The following is a 16,546-nucleotide window of genomic DNA, read 5'->3' as shown; positions in this document are numbered from 1 at the left end:
GATCCGCTTGCAACAGGGGGCATCAGTCTCATGCAAATCAATCGTTCAATTCTCCTTCGCGGCAGGTATGCCAACGTCGGGGATTATGTCGCGCTGACAAAGCCGCGCGTTATGTCGCTGGTCGTCTTTACGGCACTCGTCGGTCTCATGGTCGCGCCAGGCGACATCGATCCATTCGCCGGTATGGCTGCCCTTCTTTGCATAGCTGCCGGAGCCGGCGCTGCAGGTGCTCTCAATATGTGGTACGACGCCGACATCGATGCGGTGATGGCGCGTACCGCCATGCGTCCCATTCCCAGCGGCCGCGTATCTCGCTCGGAAGCATTGGTTTTTGGACTGATGCTCGGCGTGTGCGCCGTTCTGGCTCTCGGCACTTTGCTGAACTTGGCCGCGGCTGCGCTGCTTGCTTTCACAATTTTCTTTTACGTCGTCGTCTACACGATGTGGCTCAAGCGTCGAACACCGCAGAACATTGTCATTGGCGGTGCTGCTGGCGCACTTCCTCCGGTGATCGGCTGGGTTGCTGCCGCAGGAAGTGCCGGGATCGAACCGCTGATCCTGTTCCTGATCATCTTCCTTTGGACGCCACCCCACTTCTGGGCACTGTCGCTCAATCTTGCCGGAGAATATACAAGGGCCGGCGTGCCGATGCTGCCGGTCGTAGCCGGCAGGGCGGAAACGGGACGCCAGATTCTTCTCTACAGCGTTTTTCTCGCTCTGATCTCACTGCTACCTTGGGCGCTGGGGTTCGCCGGAGCGATTTATGGCGCGGCTGCGGCGATCCTTGGGGCGATCATGGTTTTTCTTTCATGGCAAGTACATCGGAGCGACGATAAGCAACGGCGGCCTGCTCGTCGCCTGTTTGCGTTTTCCATACTCTATCTGGTTCTTCTGTTTGGTGTGCTGCTGATGAATGCTACACCCTACGCTCAGCTCCGCTAGAACGAAGTCCGCCGCTACGCGCAATGACGCCGGCGGCCGGCGAGACTGCTACCGCGTCTTCCAGAACTCGACGACGCGCTGGGCGGTCAAAGGCATCAGGCGCACGTAGTTCACACGCGCGCTTTCGATGTCGGCAGGTGATGCCGTCCGGTTCGGACCGAGCCGAAGGATGATCAGCGCGCGCACCGTCGCCCATTCGAGATCGATGGCTTTGCCGGCGATCAGGATCGGATCGTAGCGATCGCCGCTGATCAGGCGGTCGAGGGTTTCGATCTTGACGCCGGTCATCGCCGACAGCGCGGCGATGGATTCCTCGTATTTGAAGGCCCTGGCAAAGTTGAGCAGCGCGCCTTCGCCGAGCGCGCCCTCACGGTGGAGTTTCAGCACCGTGCGCTGCGCCGGCACGAAGTCGCGTCGCTCCTCGCGTTCGGACGGGCCGGCGATAGCGGTCATTGCCTGCCTGATATCGGCCTGCCGCTCGGGCTTGACGACCTGGAACAGGCGGCGACGGATGACGTCGATGGAGCCGGAGAGCAACTCCTTCAATTGCGTAGGTGACAGGTCGTCGCGCTGGCCGAGCCTGATCGTCAGCACGCCGTCCTGGCCGGCGCGCTTGATCAGCGTCGAATAGCCCTCCGATGAAAAGGCCGCGCCCGCATTGCCGGCGGCGCGCCTGACCACCGCGCGGTCGCCGCGGGCGATCATGACGTCGGTGAGATCGGCCGAAAGCGTCGGCCGCTCCGCCATCGCCAGCAGATGACCCTGGCCCTTCATGGACGCAATTTCGAGCAACATCTTTTCGTCGATGACCGGCGAGCGGCGCAGCAACGGGCCTGCAATGGCGATTTCATCCTCATGGGCGAGTTGGCCGACCAGGCCACGCGGCGCATTCGCCAGTGTCGACAAGCGCTCGGCCAGTTCGGCGCGCGCCTCGATCTCGGCATGCGGAACGAGGCTGGTCAGGACGCCGTCGAAAAAATCGACGTGATCGGGGCGGAAGCTTGCTGCACCCTGCAGGAAAAGCTCGCTGATACGACGCGCGGCATCGGCGCGGCGCTTGGGGTCGCCACGACTGACAATGTCGTCGAGTTCAGGGATCAGCGATGGTGAAACAATCATAAACCCACCTAAACCGGCCAAAATTGGCTGGTTTTTTCGGGAAATCTAGGCAGCGTTCATGAATGAAGGGTTAGACTTTACCCCGCTCTCAAAGCTTGGCAAAATCGGCCTTAACGGGATTGTGGGCCTTGTCGGATTGCGGAAAAACCGCTATATCCGCGGCAACTTATGGTTCTCATACGATCGCGTATTGAGAGTGGGCCCCCCGGGACCCGCTCTTTTTTATTACCTGAACCCGCCTTGCCCAGAACGGGGCCTCAAGGGCGGTTCGGGGAACCGGCCGGACCTCCGGTTAGGCCCGGCCTAAACCCATGCAAGTAAGACGCTTTTGACCCTGGACATGACCGATCCAACTGCTGTTCCCGAGGATGCCGACCTCTTGGCCGAGCCCCGTCTCGTCGTCGAGCCGGGCGTGGCGGCGCGGGTGTCGGCCGTTGCCGGGCCGGTCTTGCAGGGAATGGGCTACCGGCTGGTTCGGATCAAGATTTCCGGCGAGGCCGGCTGCACCGTCCAGATCATGGCGGAGCGGCCCGACGGCTCGATGCAGATCGAGGATTGCGAGGCGATCTCGCGGGCGCTGTCGCCAGTGCTCGACGTCGCCGATCCGATCGACCGCGCCTACCGTCTGGAGATTTCGTCGCCTGGCATCGACCGCCCGCTGGTGCGCCGTTCCGATTTCGAGCGCTACGCCGGTCATCTCGTGAAGATCGAAATGGCGGTCGCCCATCAGGGCCGCAAGCGCTTCCGCGGGCTCCTGGCAGGTGTCGAAGGCAATGCCGTGCGGCTACATCGGGATGACACACGCGCGGACGAAGATGCCGACGTGCTCCTGGTGATGGAAGACATCTCCGACGCCCGGCTGGTTCTGACCGACGAGTTGGTCGCTGAATCGATGCGGCGCGGCAAGCAAGCCGAGCGCGAGTTGAAGCAGAATCTCGGGCTGGTGCCGCCGCCTCCGCCGCACGCAAAAAAGAGCGATCCGGCGAAGGGCAAGAAACCGAAGACCGGCAAGAAGCCGGAGCCGACGAATACAAAGAAACACCGCCTCGCTGCAGAGAGACTCCGCAGGGGCGAGATCGATCCTACCGAAGGAGACTAGACCATGGCAGTCAGTGCCAACAAACTCGAGTTGCTGCAGATCGCAGACGCGGTTGCCCGCGAAAAGTCGATCGACCGCGGCATCGTGATCGCCGCGATGGAAGACGCCATCGCCAAGGCGGCCCGCGCCCGTTACGGCAGCGAGACCGACGTTCACGCCGAGATCGACGCCAAGAAGGGCGAACTGCGGCTGTCCCGCCACATGCTGGTGGTCGATCACGTCGAGAACTCGGCGAATCAGATTTCGCTGGCGGACGCGCAGCGCGCCAATCCGGGCGCCCAGGTCGGCGACACCATCGCCGATACCCTGCCGCCGCTTGAATATGGCCGCATCGCCGCGCAATCCGCCAAGCAGGTGATCGTGCAGAAGGTGCGCGAGGCCGAACGCGACCGGCAATACCAGGAATTCAAGGACCGCATCGGCGACATCGTCAACGGCGTCGTCAAGCGCGTCGAATATGGCAGCGTGATCGTCGATCTCGGCCGCGGCGAAGCCATCATCCGCCGCGACGAAATGCTGCCACGCGAGGTGTTCCGCAACGGCGACCGCGTCCGCGCCTACATCTTCGACGTCCGCCGCGAAACCCGCGGACCGCAGATCTTCCTCTCCCGCACCCATCCGCAGTTCATGGCCAAACTGTTCGCGCAGGAAGTGCCGGAAATCTACGACGGCATCGTCGAGATCAAAGCGGTAGCCCGCGATCCCGGCTCGCGCGCGAAAATCGGCGTGATTTCCCGGGATTCTTCGGTGGATCCGGTCGGCGCCTGCGTCGGCATGCGCGGCTCGCGCGTGCAGGCGGTGGTGAACGAACTGCAGGGCGAAAAGATCGACATCATTCCGTGGTCGCCCGACATCGCGACCTTCGTCGTCAACGCGCTGGCGCCCGCCGAAGTCGCCAAGGTCGTGATCGACGAGGACCGCGAGCGGATCGAGGTCGTGGTTCCCGACACCAACAACCAGCTCTCGCTGGCGATCGGCCGCCGCGGCCAGAACGTGCGCCTCGCCTCGCAATTGACCGGCTGGGATATCGACATTCTCACCGAGCAGGAAGAATCCGAGCGCCGTCAGGCCGATTTCGAGAACTCGACCCGCGTTTTCATGGAAGCGCTGAACGTCGACGAAGTGGTGGGTCAGTTGCTGGCATCCGAAGGCTTCACGTCGGTCGAGGAACTGGCGCTGGTCGATGCCAAGGAATTGGCCGGCATCGAGGGGTTCGACGAGGAAACCGCCAACGAGCTGCAGAGCCGGGCGAGAGAATATCTGGAGCAGCTCGAAACCGAGCTGGAAAACAAGCGCAAGGAACTCGGCGTGGAAGATGCAATGAAGAAGGTCCCCGGCGTGACCTCGAAGATGCTGGTGAAGTTCGGCGAAAACGACATCAAGACGGTCGAGGATCTGGCGGGCTGCGCCACCGACGATCTGGTCGGCTGGACCGAGCGCAAGGAAGGCGGCGAGCCGACCAAGCATCCCGGCATTCTCGACGCCAACGAGATCTCGCGCGAAGATGCGGAAGCCATGATCATGCAGGCTCGCGTCATTGCCGGCTGGATCACCGCGGCCGAACTCGCCAAGCAATCCGAGACGGCTGAAGCCACCGAAGACCAGACGGCGTAATGCGGGTGTTCCGCAAAACCGAAACTCTTTTCTGCGCGCAGACCGTGCGCAGATGACTGGAGCTATAAAACACGCATGCTTGCTTTGGCTGACCCCGATCTCGACCATGGGCCGCGGACCGACAAGTCCGCGACCATGCGGATGTGCGCGGTCAGTCGCGAGGTGCGTCCGGTCGACGAGCTGATCCGGTTCGTTGTCGCCCCCTCGGGCGAGGTGATCCCCGATTTGAAACGCAAGCTGCCCGGCCGCGGCCTCTGGGTATCGGCCTCGCGCCGGACGGTTGCGGAAGCGGTGCGGCGTCACCAATTTACCAGAGGGTTCAAGCGCGACGTCCGGGTCGCGGCGACCCTTCCCGCCGATACCGAGGCCCTGCTGGAGCGAAGCTGCACCGAGGCACTGGCCATGGCGGCCAAGGCCGGTCAGGTGATTTCCGGCTTTGCCAAGGTCGAGGGCCTGCTCGAGCAGGGCAGGGCCGAAGTCCTGGTCCACGCTTCCGACGGCGCGGCCGACGGAATCCGCAAATTGGACGCGATCGCCGGGCAAAGGGGCCGAAATATCGGTGAATCGCGGGATTTGCCGATTGTTAGTGCTTTAACCTCGGCACAATTGGATTTGGCACTGGGCCGGTCAAATGTGATACATGCTGCGCTGCTCGCGGGCCCGGCGAGCAAGACGTTCCTGTCGCGCTGCCAGATCCTGGTTCGATACCGGACGGACGATGACGACAAGACCGGGATGGCGGCCAGAAATTCTGACTGACGAAGATTGGTTCCGAAGACCTGCTTCAATGACGGTGCGGAAAACGCACAACGCTAACGAGATTAGGACTGCTGAATGGTTGATACCAAAACGCCTGGCGACAAGACTTTGAGTGTTCCGACCAAGACCTTGACGCTGAAGCCGCGGGTCGAGACGGGCACCGTGCGCCAGAGCTTCAGCCATGGCCGGACCAAGCAGGTCGTGGTCGAAAAGCGTGGCAAGCGCCGCGTCGGCGGCGACGCGCCCGCCACTGAGACGCATGCGCCCGAGCCGACCGCCGCCAAGGCGGCGCCCGCCGCAAAGGCCCCCCTCTCCCGCCCTGCAGCAACGCCGGGTGCCGGGCCGCGCGGCGGTTCGGGCGTGGTGCTGCGAACATTGACGGAAGACGAGCGTTCCGCCCGCGCTAGCGCGCTGGCCGACGCCAAGATGCGCGAAATCGAGGAACGGCGTCTGGCCGAGGAAGAGGCCAAGCGCCGCGCCAGCCGTGAAGGCATCGAACAGGCCGAACGTGAGGCCGCCGAAGCCCGCCGCAAGGCCGAGGAAGAACGGCACCGCCTGGAAGAGGAAGCCAAGCGCAAGGCCGAAGTCGAGGCGAAGAAGCGATTTGGCGAGACCGAGGCCAAGCCCGCGGCGACACCGGCACCCGCCGCAGCGCGACCCGCCGCGGCCCGCCCGGCCGGCGCCCGGCCGGCGGCAGCAGTGCCGCCCGCGCGTGCCCCGGGCGTTGCCGCCGACGGTTCCGATGAAGACGAAGGTCCACGTCAGATTCGGCGCGGCCCCGGCGGCGCCATGCGCCCCGTAGCCGCTCCCAAGACCACCCACAAGCCCGGCCCGCAAAAGGAGCGCGGCCGCCTGACCGTGGTCACCGCGCTCAATGATGACGTGCGCGAGCGTTCAATCGCCTCGTTCCGCCGCCGCACCCAGCGCCTGAAGGGCCATGCCGCTAACGAGCCGAAGGAAAAGCTGGTCCGCGAGGTCACGATTCCGGAAGCGATCACGATCCAGGAACTCGCCAACCGCATGTCGGAGCGCGCGGTCGATGTCATCCGCCTGCTGATGAAGCAGGGCGCGATGCATAAGATCACCGACGTGATCGATGCCGATACCGCGCAGCTAATCGCCGAGGAACTGGGCCACACCGTCAAGCGCGTCGCCGCGTCCGACGTTGAAGAAGGCCTGTTCGACGTCGTCGACGATTCCACCGATACCGAGCCGCGCTCGCCGGTCGTCACCGTGATGGGTCATGTCGATCACGGCAAGACCTCGCTGCTTGACGCACTGCGCCACGCCAACGTGGTGTCGGGCGAAGCCGGCGGCATCACCCAGCATATCGGCGCCTATCAGGTGACCTCGCCCGAAAGCGGCAAGAAGATCACCTTCATCGATACGCCCGGCCACGCCGCGTTCACCGCGATGCGTGCGCGCGGCGCCAAGGTCACCGATATCGTGATCCTGGTGGTGGCGGCCGATGACGGCGTCATGCCGCAGACGGTGGAGGCGATCAACCACGCCAAGGCGGCGAAGGTGCCGATGATCGTGGCGATCAACAAGATCGACAAGCCGGACGCGAAGCCGGAACGCGTGCGCACCGAGCTCTTGCAGCACGAGGTTCAGGTCGAATCGTTCGGCGGCGAAGTCGTCGACGTCGAGGTCTCCGCCAAGAACAAGACCAATCTCGACAAGCTGCTCGAAATGATCGCGCTGCAGGCCGAGCTGCTCGACCTCAAGACCAATTCGGAACGGCCTGCCGAAGGCACCGTGATCGAAGCCAAGCTCGATCGTGGCCGCGGCCCGGTTGCGACCGTGCTGGTCCAGCGCGGCACGCTGAGGGTTGGCGACATCATCGTGGCCGGCGCCGAAATGGGCCGTGTCCGCGCGCTGATCTCGGACCAGGGCGAGAACATCGACGAAGCCGGACCTTCGGTGCCGGTCGAGGTGCTCGGCTTCAACGGCCCGCCGGAAGCCGGCGACCGCCTTGCGGTGGTCGAGAACGAAGCCCGCGCCCGCCAGGTAACGAGCTATCGCGCCCACCAGAAGCGCGAGAACGCCGCTGCCTCGATTTCCGGCATGCGCGGCTCGCTCGAGCAGATGATGTCGCAGCTCAAGACCGCGGGCCGCAAGGAATTCCCGCTGATCGTCAAAGCCGACGTGCAGGGCTCGCTCGAAGCCATTTTGGGTTCGCTGGAAAAACTCGGCACCGACGAAGTCGCCGCGCGCATCCTGCACGCGGGCGTCGGCGGCATCTCCGAATCCGACGTCACGCTGGCGGAAGGCTTCAATGCCGCGATCATCGGCTTTTCGGTACGCGCCAACAAGGAAGCCGCCGCGGCCGCCAAGCGCAACGGCATCGAGATCCGCTACTACAACATCATCTACGATCTCGTCGACGACATCAAAAAGGCGATGTCCGGCCTGCTCGCGCCGACGCTGCGCGAAACCATGCTGGGCAATGCGCAGATCCTGGAAGTGTTCAACATTTCCAAGGTCGGCAAGGTCGCCGGCTGCCGCGTCACCGACGGCACCGTGGAGCGCGGCGCCAATGTTCGCCTGATCCGCGACAACGTCGTCGTGCACGAAGGCAAGCTTTCGACGCTGAAACGCTTCAAGGACGAAGTGAAGGAAGTGCAGTCCGGCCAGGAATGCGGCATGGCGTTCGAGAATTACGGCGACATGCGTGTCGGCGACGTCATCGAATGTTATCGCGTGGAGACGATCCAGCGCTCTCTGTAAGTCCAAGTCTTACGAAGAGCTTGGGATTTTTGAACTGAACCGTCATGCCCCGCGGAAGCGGGGCATCCAGTAGTCACCGCTATTTGCTTCGAGCACGGAATACTGGATCACCCGCAGTCGCGGGTGATGATGACAATTGGATATACAGAATGTTGTCAACGGAAGGCCATCAGGCCACCGAGGCGGCCATGCCGCCCGGCATCAAGTATACTTATCTCTTTGAGGACTATCTCGCGGCGACACGGGCGCGGGCGTGGAACGGCGTATTCGGACGCCACACCTACTGGATTCGCTATTGCATGTGGGCCGCGCTTTTCCTGGTGATCGTCAGCGCCCAGGTGATCCTGGATTATCTGAAGACAAAAGGCTCGCCCGATCTGGGCAGCACCGCGCTGGCGCTCGCCGGCTTTGCCGGATTGATGATCTTCGCTTGGCTGCTGGAGTGGCTTATTGCGCGTCTTGCCTATCGGCGGCTGGCGATAGCCGACGCCGATGTCGTTTTGAGATTCGAGGCGGACGGCATTCATTGGAGCATGTCACACCATTCCGGCGTCGTCGCATGGTCCGGGATCCAGGACATTATCAGGACGCCGCGGCGCATTCTTGTCTTCGTCAGCAAAGCCGAGGCGTTTGTGCTGCCGCGACGGGCTTTCACATCCGAGAATGCGTTTGCGGACGCAGCACGCTACATGGAAACTCGGACAAGCACCGGGGCAAGGCCATGATGACCAGGAAAAACAAGGGTTCCGCTCCCGGCGGCTCGCAACGACAATTGCGCGTCGGCGAAACGGTGCGCCATGCGGTCGCCGATATTCTGTCGCACGGTAACGTGCACGACCCCGACCTCGAAGGCCACATCATCACCGTTCCCGAGGTGCGAATGTCGCCGGACCTGAAGCTCGCGACGATTTACGTGATGCCGCTCGGTGGACGCGACACCGACGTCGTGATTGCGGCGCTCGAACGCAACAAGAAGTTCCTGCGCGGCGAGATCGCGCATCGCGTTAACTTAAAATTTGCTCCCGACCTTCGCTTTCGCGTCGACGAACGATTCGACGAAGCGGAACGGATCGAGAAATTACTGCGAACACCTGCGGTGCAAAGAGACCTCGCACCCGATTCGGACGACAAGTGATGGTTACGACCGCTGCCAACCGCGCGATCGAGCAGCAAACTGCCGATTCGCACGACCCTGAAAAAAATAATTTTTCCGATTCACGCAACGATGGTGAACGCCGCGTCGACAACGGCGAACGCCGCGCGGACGATAGTAATCGCCGCGACAACAACGATCCGCGCCACACCAAACAGCCGCGCCAGAACAACCAGCCGCGGCGCGACAAGCGCGATGTTCATGGCTGGGTGATTCTCGACAAGCCGATCGGCATGACCTCGACGCACGCGGTTGCCATTCTCAAGCGCCTGTTCCAGGCCAAGCGCGCCGGCCACGCCGGCACGCTCGATCCGCTGGCGTCCGGCGGCCTGCCGATCGCGCTCGGCGAGGCCACCAAGACGGTTCCATTCGTGATGGACGGCCGCAAGCGCTACCGCTTCACGGTCGCCTGGGGCGAGGAGCGCGACACCGACGATACCGAGGGGCGGGTGACCCAGCGCAGCGAACTCCGCCCGTCAGCGGACGCGATCCGGGCCCTGCTGCCCCAGTTCACCGGGCTGATCGAGCAGATCCCGCCGCAATATTCGGCGATCAAGGTCCAGGGCGAGCGCGCCTATGACCTGGCGCGTGACGGCGAAACCGTCGAATTGAAGCCCAGGCCGGTCGAGATTCACGAATTAACCCTTGTAGAACATGTAGATAACGGCCAATCCGTGTTCGAGGCGGAGTGTGGCAAGGGTACCTATGTCCGGGCCCTGGCCCGCGATATCGGCCGGATTCTGGGCTGTTTCGGCCATATCTGCGCGTTGCGGCGGACGTTGGTCGGCCCGTTCCGCGAGACGGACATGATTCCGCTGGAAGAGTTGGAGGCTTTATGCAATAGAGCCGCGTCTGGCGAGGGAAGCCTCGCCGACGCGCTTTTGCCCGTTGAGACCGCGCTGGACGACATCCCGGCACTGGCCGTCACACGGGCTGATGCGGCAAGGCTCCACAGGGGCCAGGCCGTTTTGTTGCGCGGACGGGATGCGCCCAATAGTAGCGGCACAGTCTATGTCACGGTGGCAGGCCGCCTTTTGGCGCTTGCTGAAATTGGCAATGGCGAACTCATCCCCAAGCGCGTGTTCAACCTGACCGGGCTGACTGCCAGTCCCGGTCGCAGCAATGAGAGAGTTTGACGATGTCGATTACCGCCGAACGCAAAGCGGAAGTCATCAAGACGAATGCCACCAAAGCCGGCGACACCGGCTCGCCCGAGGTCCAGGTTGCGATCCTGTCGGAACGCATCAACAATCTCACGGGCCACTTCAAGACCCACGTGAAGGACAATCATTCACGCCGCGGCCTCCTGAAGCTCGTGTCGACGCGCCGCTCGCTTCTCGACTACATCAAGAAGAAGGACGAGGCGCGTTACAAGGCGTTGCTCGAAAAGCATAACATTCGCCGTTGATTTGAGTGTGCGCGCGCGCAGTTTGCGCGCGTTTTCGCATGATTTTCCGAAGAAGCGGACTCCAGTTTTTGGAGACGATCATGCGCAAGGAGCATCATCCGACAAGGATCGTGCTCGACAAACGTCCAGCAGCAATCCGGCCGCTGGACAGGGCAAGGTGCCCATGACTGCCGGGAGGATGGACGCCATCCGAAAGATAAAGACCATGGCAGGATCGCCGGGTGCTGATCTCATGTTGCGATCAGCGTCCCGCCATCTTGCGCATGGTCTTTGTGTTTTTGGGCTCCGCTCTCTCGTGAACCCATGAAAGAAGACCACTATGTTTAATACGCATTCCGTCGAGATCGACTGGGGTGGACGTCCCCTCAAGCTGGAAACCGGCAAGATCGCCCGTCAAGCCGACGGCGCCGTGATGGCGACCTATGGCGAGACCGTGGTGCTTGCCACCGTCGTTGCCGCCAAAGCGCCGCGCGAAGGCGTCGACTTCCTGCCGCTGACCGTGGACTACCAGGAAAAGACCTACGCCGCGGGCCGCATTCCGGGCGGCTACTTCAAGCGCGAGGGACGTCCGACCGAAAAGGAGACGCTGGTTTCCCGCCTGATCGATCGCCCGATCCGTCCGCTGTTCGCCGACGGCTGGCGCAATGAAACCCAGGTAATCGTCACCGTGCTCTCGCATGACATGGAGAACGATCCCGACGTGCTGTCGATGGTCGCCGCCTCGGCCGCGCTGACACTGTCGGGCGCTCCGTTCAAGGGACCGATCGGCGCCGCGCGCGTTGCCTTCAGCAACGACGAATACATCCTCAACCCGACGCTCGATGAAATGACCGACACGCAGCTCGACCTCGTCGTCGCCGGCACGTCGGACGCGGTGCTGATGGTCGAATCCGAAGCCAAGGAGCTCTCGGAAGAGATCATGCTCGGCGCGGTCATGTTCGGTCACCGCCACTTCCAGCCGGTGATCAAGGCGATCATCGAGCTGGCCGAAAAGGCCGCCAAGGACCCGCGCGAAGTCACCATCATCGACAACAGCGAGATCGAGAAGGAAATGCTCGGCCTGGTCGAGCAGGACCTGCGCTCGGCCTACGCGATTCCGGTCAAGCAGGAGCGCTATGCAGCGGTCGGCAAGGCCAAGGAAAAGGTGATTGCGCACTATTTCCCGGAAGGCCAGGAGCCGAAATACGACAAGCTGCGCATCGCCGGCGTGTTCAAGGAGCTCGAAGCCAAGATCGTTCGCTGGAACATTCTCGATACCGGCAAGCGCATCGACGGCCGCGACGTCAAGACCGTGCGCAACATCATCGCCGAAGTCGGCGTCCTGCCGCGCGCCCATGGTTCGGCGCTGTTCACCCGCGGCGAGACCCAGGCGATGGTCGTGACCACGCTCGGCACCGGCGAGGACGAGCAGTACATCGACGCGCTGTCGGGAACGTATAAGGAAACGTTCCTGCTGCACTACAACTTCCCGCCCTACTCGGTCGGTGAAACCGGACGCCTCGGCGGCACCAAGCGCCGCGAGATCGGCCACGGCAAGCTCGCCTGGCGCGCGATCCACCCGGTCCTGCCGCCGCACCACGAATTCCCCTACACGGTGCGCGTGGTCTCCGAGATCACCGAATCCAACGGCTCCTCGTCGATGGCATCGGTGTGCGGCGCTTCGCTGGCGCTGATGGATGCCGGCGTTCCCTTGAAGCGGCCGACCGCTGGTATCGCGATGGGCCTGATCCTGGAAGACCAACGCTTTGCGGTTCTGTCCGACATTCTCGGCGACGAGGATCATCTCGGCGACATGGACTTCAAGGTCGCCGGCACCGACCAGGGCATCACCTCGCTGCAGATGGACATCAAGATCGAGGGCATCACCGAGGAGATCATGAAGGTCGCGCTCGGTCAGGCGAGGGAAGGGCGTGTCCACATCCTCGGCGAAATGGCCAAGGCGCTGACCAACGCCCGCGCCGAGCTCGGCGAATACGCGCCACGGATCGAGACCTTCAAGATCGCGACCGACAAGATCCGTGAAGTGATCGGCACCGGCGGCAAGGTGATCCGCGAGATCGTCGAAAAGACCGGCGCCAAGGTCAACATCGAGGACGACGGCACCGTCAAGGTCGCCTCCAACGACGGCGAGGCGATGAAGGCCGCGATCAAGTGGATCAAGTCGATCGCCTCCGATCCGGAGATCGGCCAGATCTATGAGGGCACCGTGGTCAAGGTGATGGAGTTCGGCGCCTTCGTGAACTTCTTCGGCGCCAAGGACGGCCTGGTCCACATCAGCCAGCTCGCCGCCAGCCGCGTGCAGAAGACCTCCGACGTCGTTAAGGAAGGCGACAAGGTCAAGGTCAAGCTGCTGGGCTTCGACGACCGCGGCAAGACACGGCTGTCGATGAAGGTGGTCGATCAGGTGACCGGCGAGGACCTCGAGGCCAAACAGAAGGCAGAAGGCCAGGCGCCGCGTGAAGCCGCCGGCGAGTAAGGCATCGCTAAAATGTGAACAAAAGGGCGGCCGAACGGCCGCCCTTTTTTGTTGGCGGCCTGAGTTACATTGTCGGGACGGCAGCACCTGTGCGATTACGTCGCAGGCTTACGAGGACAGAAAACGAAACCCGATCCTGCCCATCATCCGTACATTGCCGCGCGCAGCGGCCTACGGCGTTCTGTCCAACGGATATTCACTCAGTTCACTTACAGGAGAAGTCGATGCCATCCATGTCCCGACGCCACTTGATGTTTGCTGCAACCGGTATCGCGGCCGTGGCTACAGCCCCACGTCTCGTCTTCGCGCAGGCCGCCGCTCCCGCCCCGGCCGCCGCCCCAACCGGGCCGTTCACGCTGCCGCCGCTGACCTATCCGACCAACGCGTTCGAACCCCACATCGACGCCAAGACGATGGAAATCCACCATGGCAAGCACCATGCAGCCTATGTCGCCAACCTCAACAACGTCGCCAAGACCAATGCGCAATTGGGCACGGCGAAGATCGAGGACGTGCTCGGCAACCTGAATGCGCTCGACGACAGCATCAAATTCACCGTCCGCAACAATCTCGGCGGCCATGCCAACCACACCATGTTCTGGGAGATCATGGGTCCGAACGGCGGCAAGCCGGAAGGCGAGGTGCTGGCGGCGATCGACCGCGATCTCGGCGGCATGGAAAAATTCCAGAACGATTTTAATGCTGCCGGCGGACGCCAGTTCGGCTCGGGCTGGGTGTTCGTGACGGTGGGCAAGGACGGCAAGCTTGCGATCGAGACCCGTCCGAACCAGGACAATCCGATGATGGACGGCAAGCGCGCCCTGATGGGCAACGACGTCTGGGAGCACGCTTATTACCTGAACTACCAGAACCGCCGCGCGGATTATCTGAAAGCGTGGTGGAATACGGTGAACTGGGCCAAGATCGCCGAGCGTTATGCCGCGGCGAAGGCCGGTACACTCGGCGTTTGAGCGCATCCCAAGTGAAATCCCATGTGAAAAGGGCGGCCTCTCGGCCGCCCTTTTTTGTTTTCCGGATGGCTCTTGCCAGGATCAGGCGATGTCGAATCGATCGAGGTTCATCACCTTGGTCCACGCCGCCACGAAATCCTTCGCAAACTTCTCCTTCGAGTCCGTGCACGCATAGACTTCCGCGAAGGCGCGGAGCTGCGAGTGCGAACCGAAGATCAGGTCGACGCGGGTGCCGGTCCACTTGACGGCATTCGTCTTGCGGTCTCGGCTCTCGTATACGCCGTCGGAGCCGGCGGGCTGCCATTGCGTGCCCATGTCGAGCAGGTTGACGAAGAAGTCGTTCGTCAGCGTGCCGGGCTTTTGGGTGAACACGCCGTGCTTCGACCCGCCGAAATTGGCGCCGAGGACACGCAGGCCGCCGACGAGAACTGTCATCTCGGGCCCCGTCAGCCGCAGCAACTGCGCCCGGTCCACCAATGCTTCCTCGGGCTTCATGAACTGGTGCTTCTTGGCGCTGACGAAGTTGCGGAAGCCGTCGGCACGCGGTTCGAGCGGGGCGAAGGATTCGACGTCGGTCTGCTCCTGCGAGGCGTCCATGCGACCCGGCGAGAACGGAACCTTGACGTCCAGTCCGGCGTCCTTGGCGGCTTTTTCGACCGCCGCGCAGCCGGCGAGAACGATCAGGTCGGCAAGCGAAACCTTCTTGCCGAACTCCTTCTGGATCGACTCTAACTTCTGCAGCACGGTCTTGAGCTCGGCCGGCTGGTTGACCTCCCAGTCCTTCTGCGGGCTGAGGCGAATCCGCGCGCCGTTCGCGCCACCACGCTTGTCGGAGCCGCGGAACGTCGAGGCCGATGCCCATGCAGTCGAGACGAGCTGGGACACCGACAGGCCGGAGGCGAGAATCTTCGCCTTCAGCGCGGCGATGTCCTGCTCGCCGATCAGCGGATGATCGACCGCCGGAATCGGGTCCTGCCAGATCAGCGTTTCCTTCGGCACCAGCGGGCCGAGGTAACGCGCGATCGGGCCCATATCGCGGTGCGTGAGCTTGAACCAGGCACGCGCGAACGCATCCGCGAACTGGTCCGGATGCTCGTAGAAGCGCCGCGAGATCTTCTCGTAGGCCGGGTCGAGGCGCAGCGACAGGTCGGTGGTCAGCATGGTCGGCACATGTTTCTTCGACTTGTCGTAGGCGTCCGGGATCGTGGCTTCCGTCCCTTTTGCCTTCCACTGCTTCGCGCCAGCCGGGCTCTGCGTCAGTTCCCATTCGTTTTCGAACAGGTTCTTGAAGAACAGATTGCTCCACTTGGTCGGCGTCTGCGTCCAGGTGACTTCAGGGCCGCCGGTGATGGCGTCGGCGCCGACGCCCGTGCCATGCTTGCTCTTCCAGCCGAGGCCCTGATCCTCGAGCGCACCGCTTTCCGGGTCCGCTCCGACCAGCGACGGGTCGCCGGCGCCGTGGGTCTTGCCGAACGAGTGGCCGCCCGCAATCAGGGCGACGGTTTCCTCGTCGTTCATCGCCATGCGGAAGAAGGTCTCGCGGATATCCTTGGCCGCCGCGATCGGGTCCGGATTGCCGTTCGGCCCTTCCGGGTTGACGTAGATGAGGCCCATCTGCACGGCGCCGAGCGGCTCGGCGAGCTGGCGTTCGCCGCTATAGCGTTCGTCGCCGAGCCAGGTGCCCTCAGGCCCCCAGAACAGCTCCTCGGGCTCCCAGACGTCGGGGCGGCCGCCGGCGAAGCCGAACGTCTTGAAGCCCATCGATTCCAGCGCGACGTTGCCAGCCAGAATCATCAGGTCGGCCCATGAGATTTTCCGGCCGTATTTCTGCTTGATCGGCCACAACAGCCGGCGCGCCTTGTCGAGGTTGGCGTTGTCAGGCCAGCTATTCAGCGGCGCGAAGCGCTGCTGACCGGCGCCGGCGCCGCCGCGGCCATCCGTGATGCGGTAGGTGCCCGCGCTGTGCCACGCCATGCGGATCATCAGGCCGCCGTAGTGACCGAAGTCGGCCGGCCACCATTCCTGCGAGTCCGTCATCAACGCGTGCAGGTCCTTGATCACGGCATTGAGGTCGAGCGTCTTGAATTCCTTGGCGTAGTCGAACGCCTCGCCCATCGGATCGGAGAGCGTGGAATTGCGGTGAAGGATCGAAACGTCGAGCGCGTCCGGCCACCAGTCGCGGTTCGTGCGCGCGCGGTTGCCGCCCGAGAACGGGCATTTGGTCTTGTCATCCATGATTGTCTCCTGAGGTCGCTTCCTGTTCGGATTGGAAGCA

At 63.1% G+C, this 16,546-nt stretch carries 13 protein-coding genes; 11 read left to right on the top strand and 2 right to left on the bottom strand.

Going from position 1 to position 16,546, the window contains the following annotated elements; all coding sequences use genetic code 11:
• Nucleotides 1–30 precede the first annotated feature (30 nt).
• Nucleotides 31–942, top strand: coding sequence for a heme o synthase (locus tag V1273_RS01470; protein WP_334408496.1), 912 nt, complete (start codon nt 31–33; stop codon nt 940–942).
• Between the two features lie 48 nt (nt 943–990).
• Here the strand turns inward: V1273_RS01470 and V1273_RS01465 are convergent, their stop codons facing one another.
• The gene (locus V1273_RS01465) at nt 991–2,061 is read right to left on the bottom strand and encodes a DUF2336 domain-containing protein (RefSeq protein ID WP_334408495.1); all 1,071 of its coding nucleotides are present in this window, start codon (nt 2,059–2,061) and stop codon (nt 991–993) included.
• Between the two features lie 340 nt (nt 2,062–2,401).
• Between V1273_RS01465 and rimP the strand changes: the two genes are divergently transcribed.
• The 10 genes from rimP (at nt 2,402) to V1273_RS01415 (ending at nt 14,271) form a co-directional block, all read left to right on the top strand.
• Nucleotides 2,402–3,160, top strand: coding sequence for a ribosome maturation factor RimP (gene rimP / locus V1273_RS01460; RefSeq protein WP_334408494.1), 759 nt, complete (start codon nt 2,402–2,404; stop codon nt 3,158–3,160).
• Nucleotides 3,161–3,163: 3 nt separating this feature from the next.
• Nucleotides 3,164–4,774: a transcription termination factor NusA gene (gene nusA, locus V1273_RS01455; protein ID WP_334408493.1), complete on the top strand. Its 1,611-nt coding sequence runs from the start codon at nt 3,164–3,166 to the stop codon at nt 4,772–4,774.
• A 75-nt stretch (nt 4,775–4,849) separates the two neighbouring features.
• Nucleotides 4,850–5,533 carry an RNA-binding protein gene (locus V1273_RS01450; protein WP_334408492.1) on the top strand — a complete coding sequence of 228 codons (684 nt, stop codon included), beginning with the start codon at nt 4,850–4,852 and terminating at the stop codon, nt 5,531–5,533.
• Between the two features lie 75 nt (nt 5,534–5,608).
• A complete protein-coding gene (infB, locus tag V1273_RS01445; RefSeq protein WP_334379588.1) occupies nt 5,609–8,263 on the top strand; it encodes a translation initiation factor IF-2 in 2,655 nt (884 codons plus the stop codon).
• 149 nt (nt 8,264–8,412) lie between these two features.
• A complete protein-coding gene (locus tag V1273_RS01440) occupies nt 8,413–8,988 on the top strand; it encodes a YcxB family protein (RefSeq protein ID WP_334408489.1) in 576 nt (191 codons plus the stop codon).
• Nucleotides 8,985–9,398, top strand: a complete 414-nt coding sequence (gene rbfA, locus V1273_RS01435) for a 30S ribosome-binding factor RbfA (protein ID WP_334408488.1) — start codon at nt 8,985–8,987, stop codon at nt 9,396–9,398. The genes V1273_RS01440 and rbfA overlap by 4 nt, the downstream gene beginning before the upstream one ends.
• Nucleotides 9,398–10,552, top strand: a complete 1,155-nt coding sequence (gene truB / locus V1273_RS01430) for a tRNA pseudouridine(55) synthase TruB (protein WP_334408487.1) — start codon at nt 9,398–9,400, stop codon at nt 10,550–10,552. Before rbfA ends, truB begins: the two co-directional genes overlap by 1 nt.
• A 2-nt stretch (nt 10,553–10,554) precedes the next feature.
• A complete protein-coding gene (gene rpsO, locus V1273_RS01425) occupies nt 10,555–10,824 on the top strand; it encodes a 30S ribosomal protein S15 (RefSeq protein WP_028347859.1) in 270 nt (89 codons plus the stop codon).
• A 319-nt stretch (nt 10,825–11,143) separates the two neighbouring features.
• Nucleotides 11,144–13,300: a polyribonucleotide nucleotidyltransferase gene (pnp, locus tag V1273_RS01420; protein WP_334365912.1), complete on the top strand. Its 2,157-nt coding sequence runs from the start codon at nt 11,144–11,146 to the stop codon at nt 13,298–13,300.
• A 224-nt stretch (nt 13,301–13,524) separates the two neighbouring features.
• Nucleotides 13,525–14,271 (top strand): superoxide dismutase, encoded by a 747-nt coding sequence (locus V1273_RS01415; protein ID WP_334365911.1) that lies wholly within the window; start codon nt 13,525–13,527, stop codon nt 14,269–14,271.
• 81 nt (nt 14,272–14,352) lie between these two features.
• Here the strand turns inward: V1273_RS01415 and katG are convergent, their stop codons facing one another.
• A complete protein-coding gene (katG, locus tag V1273_RS01410) occupies nt 14,353–16,506 on the bottom strand; it encodes a catalase/peroxidase HPI (protein WP_334408486.1) in 2,154 nt (717 codons plus the stop codon).
• Between the last annotated feature and the right edge of the window lie 40 nt (nt 16,507–16,546).

This window comes from Bradyrhizobium sp. AZCC 1721, assembly GCF_036924715.1.
Lineage (GTDB): Bacteria > Pseudomonadota > Alphaproteobacteria > Rhizobiales > Xanthobacteraceae > Bradyrhizobium.
The sequence above is the reverse complement of the archived record's forward strand: the minus strand, read 5'-3'. Positions and strand labels throughout refer to the sequence as shown.